Origin of the sequence: Acinetobacter sp. ABJ-A23_2, assembly GCF_044538765.1 — a bacterium.
GTDB lineage: Bacteria > Pseudomonadota > Gammaproteobacteria > Pseudomonadales > Moraxellaceae > Acinetobacter > Acinetobacter nosocomialis_A.
Window position 1 is genome coordinate 20,662 of the sequence record NZ_JBIUCP010000038.1, and the last position, 21,036, is coordinate 41,697.

Here is a 21,036-nt window from a genome sequence, read left to right on the forward strand (position 1 = left end):
CTAAAAAAACCTAAAATACAGCCAAAGAAAAATCCGCCTAAGATTACCATCTTAAGCGGATTGATTCAGCAAAAGTTCAACGATTAAGACGCTGATTCAGTCTTGTTTAGACGACTTTTTTCAACACTCTTGTTAATAAACCATTGCTGTAAAATAGTAATACTGTTGTTCACAATCCAGTACAACACGAGACCTGCAGGGAAGAACAGCATAAATACCGTGAACATAATCGGCATAATACGGAATACTTTCGCTTGCATTGGATCAGCCGGTTGCGGGTTCAACATTTGCTGAGCAAACATTGTCGCACCCATAATTAACGGCAAGATGAACCATGGATCCATTGCAGACAAGTCTTGAATCCAGCCTAACCATGGTGCGTGACGTAATTCCACACTTTCCATGAGCACCCAGTACAAGGCAAGGAAAATCGGCATTTGTAGCAATAGCGGCAAACAACCTGATAGTGGATTAACTTGTTCACGTTTATAAAGCGCCATCATTTCTTGCGAGAAGCGCATACGGTCTTCACCGAACTCTTCTTTCATGCGTTGCATTTCTGGTGCAATCACACGCATTTTCGCCATAGAACGATAACTTTTTGAAGATAAAGGCCACAAAATCATCTTCACCATAATGGTAAGCAAGATGATTGACCATCCCCAGTTGCCTACAATGCTATGGAAGAATTGAAGACCTAAGAACAATAACTTGGCAATTGGCCATAACCAACCATAGTCAACCGTCTGGTTCAAACCTACAGCCAAATCTTTTAATTCAGATTGTACTTTTGGACCTGAATAAAGCTTCGCATCTACTTCCATTGAAGTGCCAGCTGGAACATTAATTACTGGCGAAGTAAAGCCAATAATATTCATATGATCCGCAGACTGACGAGATTCAAGCTTAGCAACATAAGGCTGACCATTCGCTTGAGTCAGTTTAAGGTTTCCAGGAATCCAAGCACTTACAAAGTAGTGCTGAACCATTGCAACCCATCCACCTTTAGCATCAGCATTTACTTTTTCTTCTGAGAAGTTAGCAAACTTAAGCTTGTTATAATGTGAATCAGGCGTTCCCCAAGCACCACCTAAGAAAGTTCCTAGAGTGAAAATACCTTGAGAAGACTTACCAGGATCCTCAGAGTTATCACGCTTTAACTGTCCAAACATCTGACCTTGCCAATTTTGTTGGCTACGGTTAATGACTTGATGACTTACAACAATCGGGTATTGACCTTGGGTAAAGGTGAAAGTTTTAATAATTTCAACGCCTTCTGGTGTCTTAAATACCATTGGCACGTTTAAAACTTTTTCAGACTGACCCTTTTGATCTTGGACACCCTTAGCATCAGCCAAAGTATATGATGTTTTTTCAACCGCATATAACGGACGACCACCACGACTGCTATCTGGTCCATTCAAACCAATTAAGCCAGACTGAGCAACATATGTACGCTTGGCATCATTTTCAAGCATAACAAATGGTTGATTACTGTCTTTACTTTTGTCGTGAGAGAGTAATTCAATACGAACAATATCACCACCTTTTGGATTAATCCAAAGATGATAAAGGTCAGTTTGTACTGAAATAAGCTGTTGATTCACAGGTGCTGTCGCATCTGTGGTTTGTGACTGCGTAATATTTGCTTGTGGCACATCGGAAGCCACTGTTGCAGTTTTAGCATTTGGCAAATCAGCAGATATTTCATGTGAACTTACAGCCGCCGCTTGTTGTTGCGGTGCAGTTGCAGCATTTCCATAATCTTTTTGCCAAGCCAAAATGAGCAAATATGCGGTGACAAACATGGCCCCGAGAATTGCAAACCTGGCCCATTGTTGCATATCTATTACCCCAAATGGTTAGAGAGATTTTGCTTCATTAAACGATCACGAAAGGGTACAGCAACATGATGCGTTTGAGAATCTATTTGATGAAACGAAATAAAACGAATTGCTTTTGGCGGTACCGGATCATATCCGGAGCCTCCCCATGGATGACATCGACAAATACGTTTAGAAGATAGCCAAACGCCTTTCATTGCACCATGAGTTTGTAATGCTTCTATCGCATATTGGGAACAAGTTGGGATATAACGACAACGGGGTCCAAGAAGCGGACTAATCGCAATTTGATACAGTCGAATGAACCAACGCAAAATACGAACCATTGGTCATCTCTTAATTTTGCGAGGTTGGGACAACTTTAGAATGTTTTTTTGCCAAGCGTTGTAATTTTTGCCAAGCAAAATCTAATTGTTGATATAGCTCAGCGTTCGTAATCGTTTCAATACCAACTTTAGGCATTACAACAACATCTATGTCTAACCCAAATTTCGGCTGATTTAGACGAAAGCTCTCACGAGCAAGACGCTTTATTCGATTTCTTTCATGCGCACGGCGCACTTTTTTCTTAGCAACGACAATACCCAAACGGCTATTAGGCTGTTCGGTTAATTTTGCAAGAAATAAAAAATGGGGTTGATGCACTTTAAAAAGCGCACCATCAAATACACTTTTATAATCTGCAGCACAGCGCACACGACGATCTGTGCTAAAACTGTAAAGTGCCATCACACCCAAGTCTGGTCAGCGTAACAGTAATTAAACAGTTAAGCTATGACGACCTTTTGCACGACGACGAGCTAATACTTGACGACCAGCTTTAGTTGCCATACGAGCACGGAAACCATGAACGCGTTTACGCTTTAATTCAGATGGTTGGAAAGTACGTTTCATATCGAAACTCCCAAAAATGATCTTTCTATAAAGGTTCGCGATTTTATTGTGCAATGTTTACTCTGTCAATGATAAACAGAGAAAGTTTTGTATTTAAGTCAAATTTTTACTTATTCATCCTCTCTTTATATTAAGTCAATTTTTACCATTTAAAAGTTATACACAAAGTAATTGTTTATTTTTATTATGACTTTTAAGATATACACTTCTTATTTACATACTTATCAACAAACCTAGATGTGAAATTAGTTTTGTTTTGGTATATTTGAATTTAAATTCATATTTTTTAGTTATCCACAATTTGAAGTAGCCCTATTAAATAAATTCAAATTTTAAAATTTAAATTTATTCTTATTAGTGTGGACTTTTTCTGTGGATTTCACGGTTTTAAATTTAAAAAACATATATTTGAACTGTTAATAACTCTGTTTTTATTATCTTTATGGATTGTGGATAAGTTTATGTGATAATTTATCCACAGGATGTGCAAAAAGTTATTCACAATTGGTTTTGAATTTAAATTTATTCACAAGAGATTTCTTTTTAGGCAAAATCAACCGAATTCGTCATGACAGATGTGGATAACTTGGGTAGAATGGCGACCCCTTCTTATCAGGAAGGGTTAATCTTTAACTGATTTGAATTTAAAACGCAGACATAGGGGATACACATGCTTTGGACAGACTGCTTAACTCGCTTGCGACAAGAGCTCTCTGATAACGTCTTTGCGATGTGGATTCGCCCTTTAGTAGCTGAAGAAGTGGAGGGCATACTACGTCTATATGCTCCTAACCCTTATTGGACACGTTATATTCAAGAGAATCATTTAGAGTTAATTTCTATATTGGCAGAACAGTTGTCAGAAGGACGTGTACGTCAGGTAGAAATCTTGGTCGATTCTCGTCCTGGTAGTATTTTGTCTTCTAATGAACAACCGGCAACAACTACAGCTGCCTTACAAAGTACGCCTGTATCGCAACCAACTAAGGTTAAAAGAGAACCTGAACCTGTTGCCAACACTGCAGTTAGCCCGAAAACATCAAAAAAGAAACTATTAAATCCACAATTTACTTTTTCACTATTTGTTGAAGGCCGTTCTAACCAAATGGCAGCGGAAACTTGTAGAAAAGTATTAACACAATTAGGTGCTTCTCAGCATAACCCCTTGTTTTTATATGGCCCAACGGGTCTTGGTAAAACTCACTTAATGCAAGCAGTTGGTAATGCTTTACTTCAAGCTAAGCCGAATGCGAGAGTCATGTATATGACCTCAGAAAGTTTTGTACAAGATTTTGTGAGTTCCTTACAAAAAGGAAAGGTTGAAGAGTTTAAGAAAAATTGTCGTTCTTTAGATTTGTTATTAGTTGATGATATTCACCTTTTGGCTGGTAAAGAAGCTAGCTTAGTTGAATTCTTTTATACATTTAACGCCTTACTTGATGAATCTAAACAAATTATTTTAACTTCTGATCGCTATCCTAAAGAATTAACAGAACTTGATCCTCGATTGGTTTCTCGTTTTTCTTGGGGACTATCTGTAGGCGTTGAACCACCAGATATTGAAACACGAATCGAGATTCTGCTTAAAAAAGCTGAAAATAGTGGCGTTGATTTGCCAAGAAACTGCGCATTATTTATTGCACAACAAGTAGTAGCGAATGTACGTGAACTTGAAGGCGCATTGAATAAAGTTGTCGCAATTTCACGTTTTAAAGGTGCGCCCATCGATCTTGATGTTGTGCGAGAGTCTTTAAAAGATGTATTGGCGATCCGTGCGCGTACAATTAGTGTGGAAAATATCCAACGTGTGGTGAGTGAATATTTCCGCATCCCGCTCAAAGAACTCGTAGGTCCAAAACGAACACGAATCTATGCGCGACCACGCCAATTGGCGATGGGGCTTGCTCGTGAGTTGACTGGTGATAGTTTTCCGGAAATTGGAATGGCTTTTGGTGGCCGAGACCATAGTACCGTGATGCATGCTTGTGAAAAAGTAGTCAGTTTAAGGGAAGAAGATCCTATCTTTGACGAAGATTATAAGAATTTACTACGTCTTCTTCAGAGTTAATGAAATCATAAGACGTTGTTGCAAAGTCTCCATAAGTGCAGCATAGTACACAGCTAAAAAATGAAATGTTTGCTCCAAGTTGCTAGAGGAATGAATCGTGCGTTTGAAAATCGCTAAAGAAAGTTTACTCAATGTTTTATCACATGTTGTCGGTGCGGTAGAACGTCGTCATACCTTGAATATTCTTTCAAACGTCAAAATTCAGGCTAATGGTCAAGCACTCACCATTACTGGTTCGGATTTAGAAGTTGAACTGGTGGCGAGCACTGCTTTATCAGAAGGGGCGTGCCTCGAAGCAGGTGAAACGACTGTTCCTGCTCGTAAATTGATGGACATTTGTAAATCTTTGCCTACCGCCGCATTGATTGACTTACAAATTACAGAAGATCAAAGATGTATTTTAAAGTCTGGTAATAGCCGTTTTGTGCTAGGTACTTTACCAGCAGAAGATTATCCGTTGTTAAATACTGAGAATAGCCAAGGTACGCAAGTACAGGTGACCCAACGTGAATTAAAGCGTTTATTTGAAAAAACTGCTTTTGCGATGGCCGTACAAGATGTACGTTTTTATTTAACTGGTACGTTGTTAGAAATTGATGAAAATCAATTGCGTGCAGTCACAACAGATGGTCACCGTCTTGCTCTTTGTGAAATTTTGGCTTCTTCTAGTTCATCTCAATTAGTACAAGCAATTGTGCCGCGTAAAGCTGTGGGTGAATTACAACGCTTACTTAGTATTGAAGATGAGCAACTTACTTTGCTTATTGGCCGTGAATTATTAAATGTAACGATCAATACGCCAAGCCGTGATAAAGAACAAGGTGATATTACTGTTCGTTTTACGACAAAATTGATTGATGGAAAATTCCCTGATTACCGCCGTGTAATTCCACGTGGTGGTGATAAACATGTTTTGATTGGTCATGATGTATTTAAACAATCATTACAACGTGTCGCAATTTTAAGTAATGAAAAATTACGTGGTGTTTTCTTAAACTTTAATCAGGATTCTTTACAGCTTCGTGCAAATAACCCTGAACAAGATGAAGCGATTGAGGATTTAGCAATCCAATATCAAAATACCCCATTAGAAATGTCATTTAATGCTCAATATTTACTTGATGTATTGGGTGTATTAGATGGTGATGACGTAAATATGAGCATGACTGAAGCAAACCAGTCAGTATTGGTACAAGATCCAGCTCATCCTGACCAGACTTATGTTGTTATGCCGATGCGTGTTTAATCTGGTTTAATTCTATGCATCTTACGCGCTTAAATATAGAACGCGTGCGTAATTTAAAAACGGTTGCACTCCATGGTTTGCAACCGTTTAATGTTTTTTATGGCGCTAACGGTTCGGGTAAAACATCAATTTTAGAAGCGATTCATTTGCTTGCAACTGGTCGTTCATTCCGTACACATATTCCCAAAAATTATATTCAGTATGAAGCTGACGACGCGATTGTCTTTGCTCAGTCAACAACTGAAAAAATCGGTATGCAGAAACTCGCTTCCGGTGAGCAGTTGATGAAAGTCAACGGCGATACAGTTGCGACTCAAGGTCAACTCGCCAAATTGCTCCCTTTGCAGCATATTGACCCACAAAGTACAGATATTATTGACCATGGCGCTAAGCCAAGACGTCAGCTTTTAGATTGGCTAATGTTCCACGTGGAACCTGAGTTTTATTTTGCTTGGCAATATTACTCTCGAGCTTTAAAACAGCGAAATACCTTACTCAAAACAAGACGCAATCTTTCTTTGGCTGACTTAGAGCCGTGGAACAAAATGTTGAGTGATTATGGCGAAATTTTACACTCACAGCGTTTAAGTATCGTAGAGCAATGGAACGTTTATTTTCAAAATGACTTAAGTCAGTTATTGCCTGATTTAGAGATTGAGCTGGAGTACAGCCCCGGTTTTCATACAGAGCAGGGGCTCATGCAAGACTTGCTGAACCAGCACCAAAAAGACATTGAAAGACGTTATACAGAGTATGGTCCACATCGAGCTGATTTGCGCTTAAAAACGCCTTTTGGACATGCAGATGATGTTTTATCAAGAGGTCAGAAAAAACTCTTGATTATTGCCTTAAAACTGTCACAAATTGCAATGTTGCATGCGAGTAATAAGGAAACTGTGGTATTATTAGATGATCTGACAGCAGAATTAGACTTAACCGCACAACAACGTTTAATTGAACGATTAAGCCAACTTGGTAGCCAGGTTTTTATGACAACTTTAGATCATGCATCGGTAAAAAAACATTTACATGATCTGTCTATTTCATATCAATTATTCAGTGTTGAATCCGGTCAAGTTAGTCTTGCTTCACCATAATTTTTTGATGTTACCCATCTTTGAATAAACCTATATTTGCTAGGGAGAAACCATGAGTTCAGAGTCTCAATCAGCCTCTCAAACAGAACAAACCAATGAAAAGGCTTATGATTCCTCTAGTATTAAAGTATTACGTGGATTAGATGCAGTTCGTAAACGTCCGGGCATGTATATTGGGGATACAGACGACGGTACCGGTTTACACCATATGGTATTCGAGGTTGTCGATAACGCAATCGATGAAGCCTTAGCAGGACACTGTGATGAAATCATTGTCACGATTCACGAAGATGAGTCTGTGAGTGTTTCAGATAATGGTCGTGGTATTCCAACTGATATTCACCCTGAAGAAGGTGTCTCTGCAGCAGAAGTTATTCTTACTATTCTGCATGCAGGCGGTAAGTTTGATGACAACAGCTATAAAGTTTCAGGTGGTTTGCACGGTGTAGGTGTTTCAGTTGTAAACGCACTTTCTAGTAAATTACATTTAATTATTAATCGTGCTGGCCAAGTACATGAACAAGAATATCAACATGGTGATCCGCAATATCCATTACGTGTGATTGGTGAAACGGATAACACAGGTACGATTGTACGCTTCTGGCCAAGTGCAGAAACTTTTAGTCAAACCATTTTCAACGTTGAAATTTTAGCACGCCGCTTACGTGAACTTTCTTTCTTAAACGCTGGTGTACGTATCGTTTTACGTGATGAGCGCATTAATCTTGAACATGTTTATGACTATGAAGGCGGTTTATCTGAGTTTGTTAGATATATTAACGAAGGTAAAAACCATCTGAATGAAATCTTCCATTTTACAGCTGATGCAGATAACGGTATTGCTGTAGAAGTTGCATTGCAATGGAATGATAGCTATCAAGAAAATGTTCGTTGTTTCACAAACAACATTCCACAAAAAGATGGTGGTACGCACTTAGCAGGTTTCCGTGCGGCATTAACACGTGGCTTAAACCAATATCTTGAAAATGAAAACATTCTCAAGAAAGAAAAAGTGAATGTGACTGGTGATGATGCGCGTGAAGGTTTGACTGCTATTATTTCGGTTAAAGTTCCTGATCCAAAATTCTCTTCTCAAACCAAAGAAAAATTGGTATCGAGTGAGGTAAAACCAGCAGTAGAGCAAGCAATGAACAAAGAGTTCTCTGCTTACTTACTTGAAAACCCACAAGCTGCAAAATCAATTGCTGGTAAGATTATTGATGCTGCTCGTGCACGTGATGCTGCACGTAAAGCGCGTGAAATGACACGTCGTAAGAGCGCATTAGATATCGCAGGCCTGCCAGGTAAATTGGCTGACTGTCAGGAAAAAGATCCAGCGCTTTCTGAATTATATCTTGTCGAGGGTGACTCTGCGGGTGGTAGTGCCAAGCAAGGTCGTAACCGTAAAATGCAGGCTATTTTACCTTTGAAAGGTAAAATCTTGAACGTTGAACGTGCCCGCTTTGACAAAATGATTTCGAGTCAGGAGGTCGGTACATTAATTACAGCACTTGGCTGTGGTATTGGCCGTGAAGAATATAACCCTGACAAGCTTCGTTATCATAAAATTATTATTATGACCGATGCCGACGTCGATGGTTCGCACATCCGTACATTGTTATTAACGTTCTTCTTCCGTCAAATGCCGGAGTTGGTGGAGCGTGGTCATATCTATATTGCACAGCCACCTTTATATAAACTGAAAAAAGGTAAGCAAGAGCAATATATTAAAGATAATGATGCCTTGGAAACTTATTTAATTTCAAATGCAATTGATGAGCTTGCTTTGCATATTAGTGCAGAAGCACCTGCGATTACAGGCGAAGCATTAGCAAAAGTGATTCAAGACTATCAAGTTTCACAAAAGAGCTTACAACGTTTAACGTTGCGTTATCCAGCAAGCTTACTTGATGCATTACTTGAAGTAGAGGCGTTTAAAGCTGATCAGAACCACGATCAGGCTTATGTACAGCAATGGGCAGATCAAGTACGCGAAGCTGTACAAAGACTACAGCCAAGTTTGCGTCCTGAAATTACGCTTGAAACCTTCGAACGTGAAAATGCACAAGGCGAGAAAACAGCGCATTATTGGCCACGTGTGACTGTATATGTCCATAACTTGCCACATGCTTACTTGCTTGATGCTGGCTTATTAAACTCAGCAGAATATGCGCGTTTATTGAAGAACTCTAAGAGTTGGTTCAATTTAATTGAAGATGGTGCATATTTACAGAAAGGTGATCGCCGTATTCAAGTGGCTAACTTCCATCAGGTATGGCAGCACATTCTGCAAGATTCGCGTCGTGGAATGATGATCCAGCGCTATAAAGGTCTGGGTGAGATGAATGCTGAACAGCTTTGGGAAACCACAATGGACCCTGAAAACCGTAATATGTTACAGGTGACTATTGATGATGCAATCGAAGCAGATCGTATGTTCTCGTGCTTAATGGGTGATGACGTTGAACCACGTCGTGCCTTCATTGAAGAAAATGCATTAAATGCAGATATTGATGCTTAATTGATAGCTAGATTCTAAATCAGTCTAAGGAGAGAAGATGATGAGTCAAAAGTTTATAGCAAGTATGCTGATTTCATGTGCAGCTTTAGTGAGTCATTCTGCATTTGCAGCTGACTTGTTGGAAGCTGACATGAAAACTTTAGCAAAGAGCACAAAAGCCTTTGCTGAAGCGAAAGATCTCAATAACGCAAAACAGCAGCTTGTGATTATGCGTCAGGCAGCAGTATCTTCAAAAAAATCTTTACCTCATAAGTTGGAAGGTTTACCGCCGGAAAATGTACAGGTAAAACAATATCAAGCGGGTTTAGATCAGTTAGTTGCTGAAATTGATCGAGTGACTGTATTGGTTGATAAGGGTCAATTAGACCAAGCAAAATCAGAAGCAATTAATCTGGTTAATATCCGTAATGAAAACCACAAAAAATTTAGATAAATTCATTTTGATCTAAATAAATAAAGGGAATGATTGAATCATTCCCTTTATTTTTTGGTCTATTTGAGTGTATTAAACCTAAAAAGATCAATTTTCTACTAAGTCTGTAACCTGAATGAGCGCGTGGCCAAATAAATATCCAGCTGTTAATAGAATGCAGATCCACAAAATAGCTCCAGCGACATTATAGATTAAAAATTTTCCATAACTCATATTGCTAGAGCCCGCAGCTAATGGTGCAAAAGAACGTGCAAAAGGAATAAAGCGTGCCAGAAGAATGGTTTTCCCACCGTGTTGCAAGAAATAACGGTTGGTTTTATTTAAATATTCTTTTTTAATAAAGCGTGATTTTGCTTCAAAAATACGGTTACCAAAATGACGACCAATAGAGTAGTTCACAATATAGCCTAGGGTGGCAGCTACGGTAAGCAAAGTAATCATATAACCCAGATGCATCATTTCGATGACCGAGCAAAGCGCCCCTACAGTTAGAAGTAAACTATCTCCAGGCAAAAAGAACATAAATACAAAAGCTGTTTCAGAGAAAATAATCAAAAAGAGTATGGCATAGACCCATGCGCCATACTCCTGAATTAAAATAGGTAAAAAATGTTCAAAATTAGTAATAAAATCAATAAAATTCATTCAGTTTGTCTGATCCCGAATTAAATACCTACTCAAGAAGGGTAAAAACGAAGTTACAGAATTTAGTTAAATTATCTGTGTATGGCAACCCTTAAGATGTAGCTTAAGTCTTATATGTTATCAAATTTGAATCTATCTCAAAAATTTAACAGCTGAATGAAATATTATTAAAAGTCATTCAAATTTTTATATAGTAGCGCAAATAAAGCTCTGATTTGAACTAAAAGCCAGTAATGGTCCTTAAAAATACCAGTACTGGCAAGAACTTAGTTTTCGAAAGAGGCTTCCATTTCCTCAAGTTCCATCATGAGTTCTAAAAGTTGCTCTTCATGTTGTTCAAGCTTAGCCTTCAGCTCGGTCTGTTCATTCATCAATTTCAGCAAATCATCTTTACGGTTCGCTTCATATAATGAGCTATCTGCTAAAGCTTCTTCAATTTCAGCAAGTCGCGGTTGAAGTTTTTCAATTTGTGATTCAACCTTCTCAATATTTTTACGAATAGGTCGAGTCTGCTCACGACGGCGTGCGGCTTCCTTACGCTGTGCTTCTTTATCAACTTTAGTAGGAGCAGGGGCAGCAGATGATGAGTTATTTGCTGCTACAGCAGTTTGAGCATTGATTTGCTGCTGACGTGCTTCACGTAACCATTTAGCATAATCCTGCAAATCACCTTCAAATTCGGTACATTTGCCGCCGTGTACTAAAAGAAGCTCATCACACACACTGGCAATAAGTTGACGTTCGTGGGAAACCAGAACAACAGCACCTTCAAAATCTTGTAAAGCCATGCTCAGTGCATGACGCATATCAAGATCTAAATGGTTTGTTGGCTCATCGAGAATTAAAACATTTGGACGCTGCCATACAATCAGTGCCAAAGCCAAACGAGCACGCTCACCGCCAGAAAAGCTTTCACATGGTGTATCCATGCGTTCACCACTAAACCCAAAACTACCAAGGAATGAGCGTAAGGTGGCTTCACTAATTTGTTTATCTGCCAAACGAGCAAGTTGAAGCATCGGGCTGGCATGGCCATCTAAAGCATCCATTTGGTGCTGTGCGAAGTAGCCAATATTAAGCAACTCCGAAGCTTTACGTTCACCTGCTAGAAGTGGTAAATCACCGACCAAGCTCTTAATCAAAGTTGATTTACCTGCACCGTTCATACCAAGTAAACCAATACGTGAGTTCGGTGTAATTTGAAGTTTAATTTTTTCAGCAATTTGCTTATCGCCATAACCTATGCTGGCATTGTCTAACGTCAGCAAGGGTGAACTCATTTTGGTCGGTTCACGGAAACTAAAAGTAAACGGCGTATCGACATGAGCAGGTGCGAGTTGTTGCATACGCTCAAGTTGTTTAATACGACTTTGTGCCTGACGAGCTTTAGTGGCTTTTGCTTTGAAACGGTCAATAAATTTTTGTAGGTGAGCACGTGTTTCTTGTTGCTTCTCAAAAGCTTGTTGTTGTTGTGCTAAACGTTCACTTCGAGTTGTTTCAAATGTGGAGTAATTACCCGTATAAAGCGTGAGTTCTTGATTTTCGATGTGAAGAATATGATCTGTAATTGCATCTAAAAAATCGCGGTCATGCGAAATGAGGATGAGAGTACCTTCATAGGCTTTAAGCCAATCTTCTAACCACAAAATTGCATCTAAATCTAAGTGGTTGGTTGGTTCATCTAGTAATAATAAATCAGAACGACTCATTAATGTACGCGCCAAGTTTAAGCGCATACGCCATCCACCAGAAAAACTAGCAACATTTAAACGTAATTGATGCTCTAGAAAACCAAGACCAGCCATGAGTTGGGCAGCTTTAGATGGCGCTGAATAACCGTGAATTTCATCAAAGCGGCCATGTAGTTTGGCCAAGTCTGAATCTGTGAGTTGATCTGGTTGAGCAAGCTTATTTTGAATATCCCAATATTCTTCATCACCAGACAGAACAAAATCGAGGGCAGGCATGTCTAGAGCTTTAACTTCTTGCGCCATATGCGCCACAGTCCAGACTGAAGGACGAGTAAGTGTACCTTCATCTGCGCCTAAGCTGCCCAGTAACGCTGCAAATAACGTTGATTTACCTGCACCATTGACCCCAGTCAGACCAATCTTCCAACCTGGGTGTAATTGCATAGACGCTTTTTGAAAGAGAACACGTCCACCGCGGCGTAAAGAAACTTGGTCAAATTGAATCATCTTGTCTTATCGAGGTGAGTTAGGGATGCTGTATTTTAAAGAGAACTGACCGTGAAGACAAAACTTTCAGAGTTTTAGTTTATAAATGCTGAGATTGCATGGCTTAACCTATCTCTATTTAAGCTATTCGTCTGAAAATATCTAAATTTTTAACGAGATAGACCACATTTTAAAAAATATGGCTAAAATAAAAACAATTTAAAACTTGGTTGATAAATGAACTCCTAATAAAACTAGACTAAGGAAAGTCAAATGAAAAAAGGATTGGGGATAATTGGTACAGTATTTTGCTGTGCTATGGGAACAGCACATGCCGGGCAAAATGTATGTGTATTCGATTTATTGGGAAAATCAGGTGAATCCTACAAACTGATGGAAGAGTGGGCACTTGCAGCCAAAAGCTGGCAGGCTGACATTACTTTAATTCCATTTCAAGATGAAGCTTTGGTAGATCGTAGACTGCGTGAGGGCAAATGTGACGCAGCTTATATGACCTCAATGCGAGCACGAAATTACAATAAATTTGCAGGTTCGATTGATGCGATTGGTGGTGTGACCAGTAATGCCATTGCTCAAAAGGCAATTAGTTATGTTTTAGACCAACGTAATAAACATCGCATGGTAACAGCACAAAATGGAACAAACTACGAGGTGGTGGGAATTGTCCAGATTGGTTTGGCTTACTTGTTTGTAAGAGATAAAAACCTCAACTCAATTGAAAAAGTACGTGGTACTAAATTTGCTATTTTACAATATGACGCAGCTCAAAAAATTATGGTGGAAAGTGTAGGTGCACATCCTATTCCGTCAGAAATTACCGATTTTGTGAAAAAGTTTAATAGTGGCCAAGTCGATGCGATTGCCGCACCTGCTTATGCGTATAAACCCTTAGAAATAGGCAAGGGTATTGGAACAAATGGAGCGATGTTTACTTTTCCAGTGGTCAACGTTACAGGGGATTTAATTGCAAGAAGTGATCGGTTTCCAGCCAATTTTGGAATGAAGTCTCGTGACTGGTTCATTAAGCAGTTACCGCAAAATTTTGCAATGGTGAAACAGTTGGAAGCTGGGGTACCGCCTAAAATTAAATTAAATTTTTCAGCTGAAGATAAATTGAAATACCAAAAAATATTACGGGAAGGTCGCCTTGGTCTAACAAAGCAAGGTGTATACGATGCGACAATGATGAGTGTGCTGAAGCGTGCACGATGTACCATTGAACGCACAAATTTTGAATGTACGCTCAATGGAGAGTAGATTGTTTTTTAATCACAAAATCGCTACACATATTTCAAAGCTGAATATGGGTATGAAAATTGTGAATATAAAAAGTAACTTACGGAAAATTAGAGATTTTTACTTCTAATAAATAATTTAAATAGAACAAACAATGATCCAATCAGATAAAAATATTTGAGTAAAAGCTCTATTTTTTTCTAAAAAACATGATTAATATCTGTGTTTGAAAGGAAACTTCAAACAAAAAATCTGTTCCGTGGAAGGATGAAGAAAATGAAAAAAATCGTACTTGCTATGGCTGCCGCTTCTGTTGTTGGTTTTTCTGCTTCAGCGCAAGCAGCGAGTACCGTGTGTGTATTCGACCTCTTAGGAAAAGCAGGCGACTCATATAAAATGATGGAAGAATGGGCTCTAGCTGCAAAAGGCTGGGGTACTGAAATTAACTTGGTTCCTCGTCAGGACGAGGCTGTTGCAGATAATGATTTCAAAGCTGGTAAATGTGATGCTGTAGCAATGACTGCTATGCGTGCACGCCAATATAACAAATTCGCAGGATCAATCGACTCGCTTGGTGGTGTTCCTAATAACCAAATCGCGCAACGTGCTATTACCTATGTATTAGATGCACGTAATGCTGCAAAAATGACAACTAACCTTGGTGGTAAAAAATATGAAGTTGCTGGTATCTCTCCGTTAGGTTCAGCATTCATTTTCGTACGTGACAAAAACATCAACTCTGTTGAAAAAGCTGCGGGTAAAAAATTCGCCGTATTAGGCTATGACGATGCACAAAAAATTATGGTGCAGCGTGTCGGTGCTCAGGCAGTTCTTTCTGATATTTCAAACTTTGCTGCTAAATTTAACAATGGTCAGGTAGATATGGTAGGTGCGCCTGCTTATGCATACAAACCATTAGAACTAAACAAAGGTTTAGGTGCAAACGGTGTAATGTGGAACTTCCCAGTTTTACACGTAACTGCTGACCTTGTATTACGTGCAGATAAATTCCCAGCGGGCTTTGGTCAAAAATCTCGTGATTGGTTCGTAAAACAATTACCTAAAAACTTTGCAATGATTAACCGCCTAGAAGCACAGATTCCGGGTAAATACAAAATGAACCTAAGTGCTGAAGACAAACTTAAGTACCAAAAAATGTTACGTGATGGTCGTATGGACTTAACGAAACGTGGTATTTACGATGCAGGTATGATGTCTGTATTGAAAAAAGCACGTTGTTCTGTAGATAAAGCTAACTTTGAATGTTCAATGGCTGGTGAATAATTCATATTGAACTTAAAAGCCTAGACTTAATTCTAGGCTTTTTTGCTTTATATAGGCTGTCAATTCAGCCATTGTGATCAATTAAAAAGTCGCTAATCTAAATTGAGGATAAAACTTCATCTGGATATATGAAGGTATTAAAAGGGAACAAAGATGTGAGTGATCAAAGAACTACTATAGACATTTAAATAGTTATTTTTCTTGAATTGAGCTCATATAAACATAATTGCTCGTAAAAATATCTTAATCGTGAAGTTTAGATGAAGCATATCTCATGAGAATCATGCCAACCAGCGTGAAATTTCTTGATGCCAAAAACAAAAAATCTACAAGGAAAGGAAAAGAATATGCGATTTTCCAAAACGCTTTTACTTGCGATGGGACTCACAACAATTTCATTTGCAGCCGAGGCCAAACAAACCATTTGTGTTTTTGACTTCGTTGGTAAAAATGGTGATGTCTATGCACTAATGAAAGATTATCAGCTTGCAGCGAAAAACTGGGGAGCTGATATCGAACTCAAAGTAAATCAAAACGAAGCAGTGATTGCTGAAGATTTTAAAGCTGGTAAATGTGACGGCATTAGCGTATCAGGCATGCGCGGACGTCAATTCAACTCATTTACAGGTTCATTAGATGCAATTGGTGCGATTCCAGATCTCAAACTTGCTGTTAAAGTCATGCAAGGTTTAGCAAGTCAAACCTTTAGTAAATATATGGTCAACGGACGCTATGAGGTCGTGGGTGTTATTCCGGTAGGGGATGCTTACCTTTTAGTAAACGACCGTAGTATTAATACAGTAGCCAAAGCTGCGGGTAAAAAAATTGCTGTTCTTGACTATGATGAAGCACAAAAAATTATGGTTCAGCAGGTCGGTGCGCAGGCTGTGAGTGCAGATGTGACGAACTTCGGCGCTAAATTTAATAATCATCAGGTCGATATTATTGGTGCACCAGCAGCAGCGTTTAAACCTTTAGAACTACAAAAAGGCTTAGGTACGAAAGGAGCAATCGTGAACTATCCAATCTTACAGGTGACTGGAAATATTATTATCCGTCCAGATAAATTCCCAGCTGGATTTGGTCAGAAGTCTAGAGAATGGGTGGCAGGCCAGTTACCACGTGCCTTTACTATCTTAGGTAAAATGAAAGCGGATATTCCGCAAAAATACTGGATGGATGTACCCGCTGCTGATAAACCGGGCTATCAAAAGCTTATGCGTGAATCACGAATTAACCTTACAAAGCGCGGCGTTTATGATAAACGGATGATGAAACTATTATGGCAATTCCGCTGTAAGCAAGATGCGAAAAACTTCGAATGTGGCTTACAAGATGAGAATTACAAATAATCTTGATAAAAATACTCAAGATTCGCTTTAAACTTCGAAGACAGACCCTATATTGATTATGCTATACTCAATATAGGGTCTTTTTTATTTTGAAAGGCACAGCAAAATCCGAGGAACAATCATCATGAATGCCCAAGCTCTAGTTTTGACAGATAATGCTGCCAATAAGGTACGCCAACTCCGTGATAGTGAAGGGAATGACGATCTCATGTTACGTGTATATGTAACAGGTGGTGGATGTTCAGGGTTTTCATATGGCTTCAATTTCGCTGAAAGCGTAAATGAAGATGATGCAGAATTTGTAAATGGCGATGTAAAGATGCTTGTTGACTCACTCAGCTATCAGTATTTAGTTGGCTCAGTGGTTGATTATGTTGAAGGCCTTGAAGGTTCACGCTTTATTGTGCAGAACCCAAATGCAACAACAACTTGTGGTTGTGGTTCTTCATTCTCGATTTAAAAAGAATTTTAAATAAAAAAGCCTCTCTATTTTGAGAGGTTTTTTTATTGATGAAATCATCCGCGATCATCTATAGATTCTAAAAAGTATTGTACGAGTTCGGGGGCATTCTGATAAGGAATCCAATGAGAAGCGTTCATGAAAATAGCTTTATAACTATTTTTAAAATAACGTGAGTTTAGCTCGGCGCTTTTTTCAGTAACAGCAATATCATCTTTACCCCAAATAAACATAGTTGGCACATCTATTAATTTAAAAGGATTCTGAGGTTTATCCCAGAAAAATCCACGATACCAATTCAACGCCGTAGTTAGCCTATTTTCTTTTATAAACTCAGTCTCGAATATTTCAATTTGCTGCTCGGTCATGCCAGATGACTTAAGAAAGTTACGGCCTAATTTAGGCATCTTTTTAAATAAAAGTTCGGGCAGAATAGGAAGCTGAAAAATTGCAAAATAATAAGATTTAAAAAGTTGTCTGCTGCTTAAACAAGCTTTTAAAAATGCAGCTTGATGGGGGACAGAAACTAAAGTGAGGTGTTGAATATACTGTGGATATTTGATGGCTACACTAGACGCAATTACAGAACCCCAATCATGCCCAATTAAATAAACTGGCTGACCAAGCTGCTCAATAAAACTCGCTACATCTTCGACTAGCTCACTTAAAGCATATTCAAAGCGGCTTTGTGGTCTAGCATTTAAACTATACCCACGTTGATGAATCGCAAGCGTTCTAAACCCATGCTGATGCAATAGTTCAGAGGTTTGCTCCCAACTATGGGCTGTCTCAGGAAAACCATGCAATAAAACAACGAGTGGACCATCTATAGGGCCTGAATCAATCACATCGAATGTCCAAGCCCCACGAGTATATTGATGAATACGGTCGGTTAAATCCATAACAACATGCCTTACTTATTTTTGTTGGCATTTATCATGAGTTTTTATGTACATTTAAATAACAGCATTTCGGGTCAGTAAATGTGCTATGAGGTCGAATCTAGACAAAAGAACTGATAAAAAATCTTATACCGCCGTGATTGTTCCTAAAATTCTAAAATCAGATGCACCAGTTACCGCTGGTAAATTACCACTTAAACCATTTACAAAACGCATAGCTAACCATGCAAATGCGGTAGCCTCGACCCAAGTAGGGGAAAGTCCTAAAACATCTGTGGTTTGAACTGACCAATTGTGCTTACGTAAACGCCAGCGTAATTGTTCTAACAAATAAGAGTTATAAGCTCCACCACCACATACATATACTTCACCTGTTTCCATGTCAGAGCGATAAATCGCTTTTTGAATAGCACGTACAGTAAGCTTTAATAAGGTGGCTTGAATATTTTCAGGTGTATCTTCTAACTCATCGTAAGTTAAATCATTACGCCAATCGATTAACTGATCATCTAACCAGTCAATATTGAAATCTTCACGTCCCGTACTTTTAGGTGGCTCTTTAGAAAAATATTCATGAGCATGAAGACGGTCGAGTAACGAACGAATAGGATGACCGTAAGCAGCCCAATCGCCATTTTCATCATATGGATGACCTGTATGGCGATGACACCATGCATCCATCAAAATATTCGCAGGTCCCGTATCAAACCCAAATACACCGTCAGGATTATTGGCCGGCAACATGCTCACATTGGCAATGCCTCCCAAATTCAAAATCACACGATGAATACTTGGATGTTGAAATAATGCCTGATGAAAAGCTGGGACTAATGGCGCGCCTTGACCGCCTGCTGCCATATCTCTACGACGGAAATCTGAAACAACTGGAATCTGAGTAATTTCAGTAATAATGTTTGGATCGCCAATTTGTAACGTAAAGCCATGCTCTGGACGATGACGAATAGTTTGCCCATGCGAACCAATCGCTTTAATTTGGCTACGGTCTAATTGATGCTTCTCAATTAAGCTATTAATCCCGTGACCAATCATTTTGGCTAGAGCAACATCAGCTTTACCCATACGGTCAATTTCATTGTCATCGGGTAAAGTTAATGCCATAAGCTCATCACGTAACTCGGGTTCGAATGGAACTGTAAGAGTGGCATGAAGCTGTAGTGGCTCAAATGAAGCCGCAACAATATCTACACCATCCATACTAGTGCCAGTCATTACGCCGATATAGATTGCGCTCATATGCAACTTCCCCTGCAAGACGCTGAAAAAATGTTAGTATATCGCACAAATTGAATAACTGATGTGTTTAGGTTTTGTGATGTCAAATTTCTTGCCCGCCGAAGAACAGCTTGCCCTCATCCAACGAGGCACGCACGAAATTATTTCAGAAGAAGATTTACTGAAAAAGCTTAAAGAGAATCGTCCTCTTAAAATTAAAGCTGGTTTTGACCCTACGGCACCAGATTTACACTTAGGACATACGGTTCTTATTAACAAACTAAAAACGTTTCAAGACTTGGGCCATGAAGTTACCTTCTTAATTGGTGACTATACAGCGATGATCGGTGACCCAACTGGTAAAAGCGCAACTCGTCCGCCGTTGTCACGTGAACAAGTCGAAGCTAACGCTAAAACTTATCAAGAACAAGTTTTTAAAATCTTAGACCCAAATAAAACAAAAGTACGTTTTAACTCAGAATGGTTTAATCAAAAGTCTGCTGCTGACCTTATTCAGTTAGCAAGTCAACAAACCGTATCACGTATGTTAGAGCGTGATGACTTTACTAAGCGTTATAGCAACCATCAGCCAATTGCAATTCATGAGTTCTTATATCCTTTAGTTCAAGGTTATGACTCAATTGCGCTTGAAGCTGACGTTGAGTTAGGCGGTACAGACCAAACCTTTAACTTACTCATGGGTCGTACGTTACAAAGCCGTTATGGCCAAGAATCCCAAGTGTGTATCACTGTGCCGATTCTAGAAGGTTTAGATGGCGTAAATAAAATGTCTAAATCTTTAGGTAACTATATTGGTGTTTTTGATGCTCCAGGTGCAATGTACCAAAAAGTATTATCAATGCCTGACTCTTTAATCGAACGCTACTTCGACTTATTAAGCTTCAAATCTCTTGATGAGATCAAAACTTTATTAGACGAAATCGCTGCTGGGCGTAATCCACAAGAAGTAAAACGTATTCTTGCGCTTGAGTTGGTTGAACGCTTCCATGATGCCGAAGCTGCTGCCAATGCTCATAAGAGTGCGGGTAACCGTATTACAGAAGGTGAGGTGCCAGAAGATACACCTGAAGTGACTATTTCACGTGGTGAGTTTGGTGGAGAGATCTTCATTGCTACGATTCTACGTGTAGCAGGATTAAACCCAAATGCAGCAGCTGCAAAAGATGCAGTAGCACGTGGTGCAGTAAAAGTTGACTGGAATGTAGTTGATGCAGGTTTCTCTGTAAAAGAAAATGGGACTTTCATTATTCAGTCAGGTAAGAAAGCAATTGCACGTGTAACTTTCACTGACTAAGAAAGTTATATAGTAAAAAAGCAGGAGTAGTCCTGCTTTTTTTTTATTTCTGGATCACAAAATCAATTAAGCGTTCCACGTGGAACAATTTGTAATTAACTTAATAAGTAGAAAAAAGAATAAGGAAATAATAAAAGTATTAATCAATAACTAGAGTATTTGCTCTATTCTGTCTTTGGAATCTTTGGAATCTTTGGAATCTTTGGAATCTTTGGAATCTTTGGAATCTTTGGAATCTTTGGAATCTTTGGAATCTTTGGAATCTTTGGAATCTTTGGAATCTTTGGAATCTTTGGAATCTTTGGAAT

18 protein-coding genes are annotated in these 21,036 nt (G+C 38.9%); 10 read left to right on the top strand and 8 right to left on the bottom strand.

Annotation, left to right across the window (positions count from 1 at the left end; genetic code table 11):
* Positions 1–83 precede the first annotated feature (83 nt).
* The 4 genes from yidC to rpmH are packed head-to-tail and all read right to left on the bottom strand — an operon-like array spanning position 84 to position 2,738.
* Positions 84–1,844 carry a membrane protein insertase YidC gene (yidC, locus tag ACH63V_RS13290; RefSeq protein ID WP_311087028.1) on the bottom strand — a complete coding sequence of 587 codons (1,761 nt, stop codon included), beginning with the start codon at positions 1,842–1,844 and terminating at the stop codon, positions 84–86.
* 5 nt (positions 1,845–1,849) lie between these two features.
* The gene (yidD, locus tag ACH63V_RS13295; protein WP_311087029.1) at positions 1,850–2,170 is read right to left on the bottom strand and encodes a membrane protein insertion efficiency factor YidD; all 321 of its coding nucleotides are present in this window, start codon (positions 2,168–2,170) and stop codon (positions 1,850–1,852) included.
* 10 nt (positions 2,171–2,180) lie between these two features.
* Positions 2,181–2,573 (bottom strand): ribonuclease P protein component, encoded by a 393-nt coding sequence (gene rnpA, locus ACH63V_RS13300; protein WP_311070331.1) that lies wholly within the window; start codon positions 2,571–2,573, stop codon positions 2,181–2,183.
* Between the two features lie 30 nt (positions 2,574–2,603).
* The gene (gene rpmH, locus ACH63V_RS13305) at positions 2,604–2,738 is read right to left on the bottom strand and encodes a 50S ribosomal protein L34 (protein ID WP_000831329.1); all 135 of its coding nucleotides are present in this window, start codon (positions 2,736–2,738) and stop codon (positions 2,604–2,606) included.
* Positions 2,739–3,408: 670 nt separating this feature from the next.
* Here rpmH and dnaA point away from each other — a divergent pair.
* The 5 genes from dnaA (at position 3,409) to cybC (ending at position 10,103) form a co-directional block, all read left to right on the top strand.
* Positions 3,409–4,806, top strand: a complete 1,398-nt coding sequence (dnaA, locus tag ACH63V_RS13310; protein WP_263612617.1) for a chromosomal replication initiator protein DnaA — start codon at positions 3,409–3,411, stop codon at positions 4,804–4,806.
* 97 nt (positions 4,807–4,903) lie between these two features.
* Positions 4,904–6,052, top strand: coding sequence for a DNA polymerase III subunit beta (dnaN, locus tag ACH63V_RS13315; RefSeq protein WP_263612616.1), 1,149 nt, complete (start codon positions 4,904–4,906; stop codon positions 6,050–6,052).
* Between the two features lie 14 nt (positions 6,053–6,066).
* A complete protein-coding gene (gene recF, locus ACH63V_RS13320) occupies positions 6,067–7,149 on the top strand; it encodes a DNA replication/repair protein RecF (RefSeq protein WP_263612615.1) in 1,083 nt (360 codons plus the stop codon).
* Between the two features lie 52 nt (positions 7,150–7,201).
* A complete protein-coding gene (gyrB, locus tag ACH63V_RS13325) occupies positions 7,202–9,670 on the top strand; it encodes a DNA topoisomerase (ATP-hydrolyzing) subunit B (protein WP_263612614.1) in 2,469 nt (822 codons plus the stop codon).
* A 37-nt stretch (positions 9,671–9,707) separates the two neighbouring features.
* Positions 9,708–10,103 carry a cytochrome b562 gene (gene cybC / locus ACH63V_RS13330; RefSeq protein ID WP_022575180.1) on the top strand — a complete coding sequence of 132 codons (396 nt, stop codon included), beginning with the start codon at positions 9,708–9,710 and terminating at the stop codon, positions 10,101–10,103.
* Positions 10,104–10,190: 87 nt separating this feature from the next.
* Here the strand turns inward: cybC and ACH63V_RS13335 are convergent, their stop codons facing one another.
* On the bottom strand, positions 10,191–10,748 hold the full coding sequence (locus ACH63V_RS13335) for a VTT domain-containing protein (protein ID WP_002051888.1): 558 nt from the start codon (positions 10,746–10,748) through the stop codon (positions 10,191–10,193).
* 266 nt (positions 10,749–11,014) lie between these two features.
* Positions 11,015–12,946, bottom strand: a complete 1,932-nt coding sequence (locus tag ACH63V_RS13340; protein WP_263612613.1) for an ATP-binding cassette domain-containing protein — start codon at positions 12,944–12,946, stop codon at positions 11,015–11,017.
* A 252-nt stretch (positions 12,947–13,198) separates the two neighbouring features.
* Here ACH63V_RS13340 and ACH63V_RS13345 point away from each other — a divergent pair, with 252 nt between their 5' ends.
* From ACH63V_RS13345 to erpA, 4 genes are all read left to right on the top strand, one after another.
* Positions 13,199–14,203, top strand: a complete 1,005-nt coding sequence (locus tag ACH63V_RS13345; RefSeq protein WP_396463770.1) for a putative solute-binding protein — start codon at positions 13,199–13,201, stop codon at positions 14,201–14,203.
* Between the two features lie 255 nt (positions 14,204–14,458).
* Positions 14,459–15,466 (top strand): putative solute-binding protein, encoded by a 1,008-nt coding sequence (locus ACH63V_RS13350; RefSeq protein ID WP_004698179.1) that lies wholly within the window; start codon positions 14,459–14,461, stop codon positions 15,464–15,466.
* Positions 15,467–15,813: 347 nt separating this feature from the next.
* Positions 15,814–16,818 carry a putative solute-binding protein gene (locus tag ACH63V_RS13355; protein ID WP_024438166.1) on the top strand — a complete coding sequence of 335 codons (1,005 nt, stop codon included), beginning with the start codon at positions 15,814–15,816 and terminating at the stop codon, positions 16,816–16,818.
* 124 nt (positions 16,819–16,942) lie between these two features.
* Complete coding sequence (gene erpA, locus ACH63V_RS13360; protein WP_000993572.1) at positions 16,943–17,278, top strand: iron-sulfur cluster insertion protein ErpA; 336 nt, start codon at positions 16,943–16,945, stop codon at positions 17,276–17,278.
* Between the two features lie 56 nt (positions 17,279–17,334).
* Here the strand turns inward: erpA and ACH63V_RS13365 are convergent, their stop codons facing one another.
* Together ACH63V_RS13365 and ACH63V_RS13370 are read right to left on the bottom strand one after the other, a co-directional pair.
* On the bottom strand, positions 17,335–18,180 hold the full coding sequence (locus ACH63V_RS13365) for an alpha/beta fold hydrolase (protein ID WP_396463771.1): 846 nt from the start codon (positions 18,178–18,180) through the stop codon (positions 17,335–17,337).
* Positions 18,181–18,306: 126 nt separating this feature from the next.
* On the bottom strand, positions 18,307–19,434 hold the full coding sequence (locus tag ACH63V_RS13370) for an anhydro-N-acetylmuramic acid kinase (RefSeq protein WP_001274583.1): 1,128 nt from the start codon (positions 19,432–19,434) through the stop codon (positions 18,307–18,309).
* 61 nt (positions 19,435–19,495) lie between these two features.
* Between ACH63V_RS13370 and tyrS the strand changes: the two genes are divergently transcribed.
* Positions 19,496–20,728, top strand: a complete 1,233-nt coding sequence (tyrS, locus tag ACH63V_RS13375) for a tyrosine--tRNA ligase (RefSeq protein WP_024438169.1) — start codon at positions 19,496–19,498, stop codon at positions 20,726–20,728.
* Positions 20,729–21,036 lie beyond the last annotated feature (308 nt).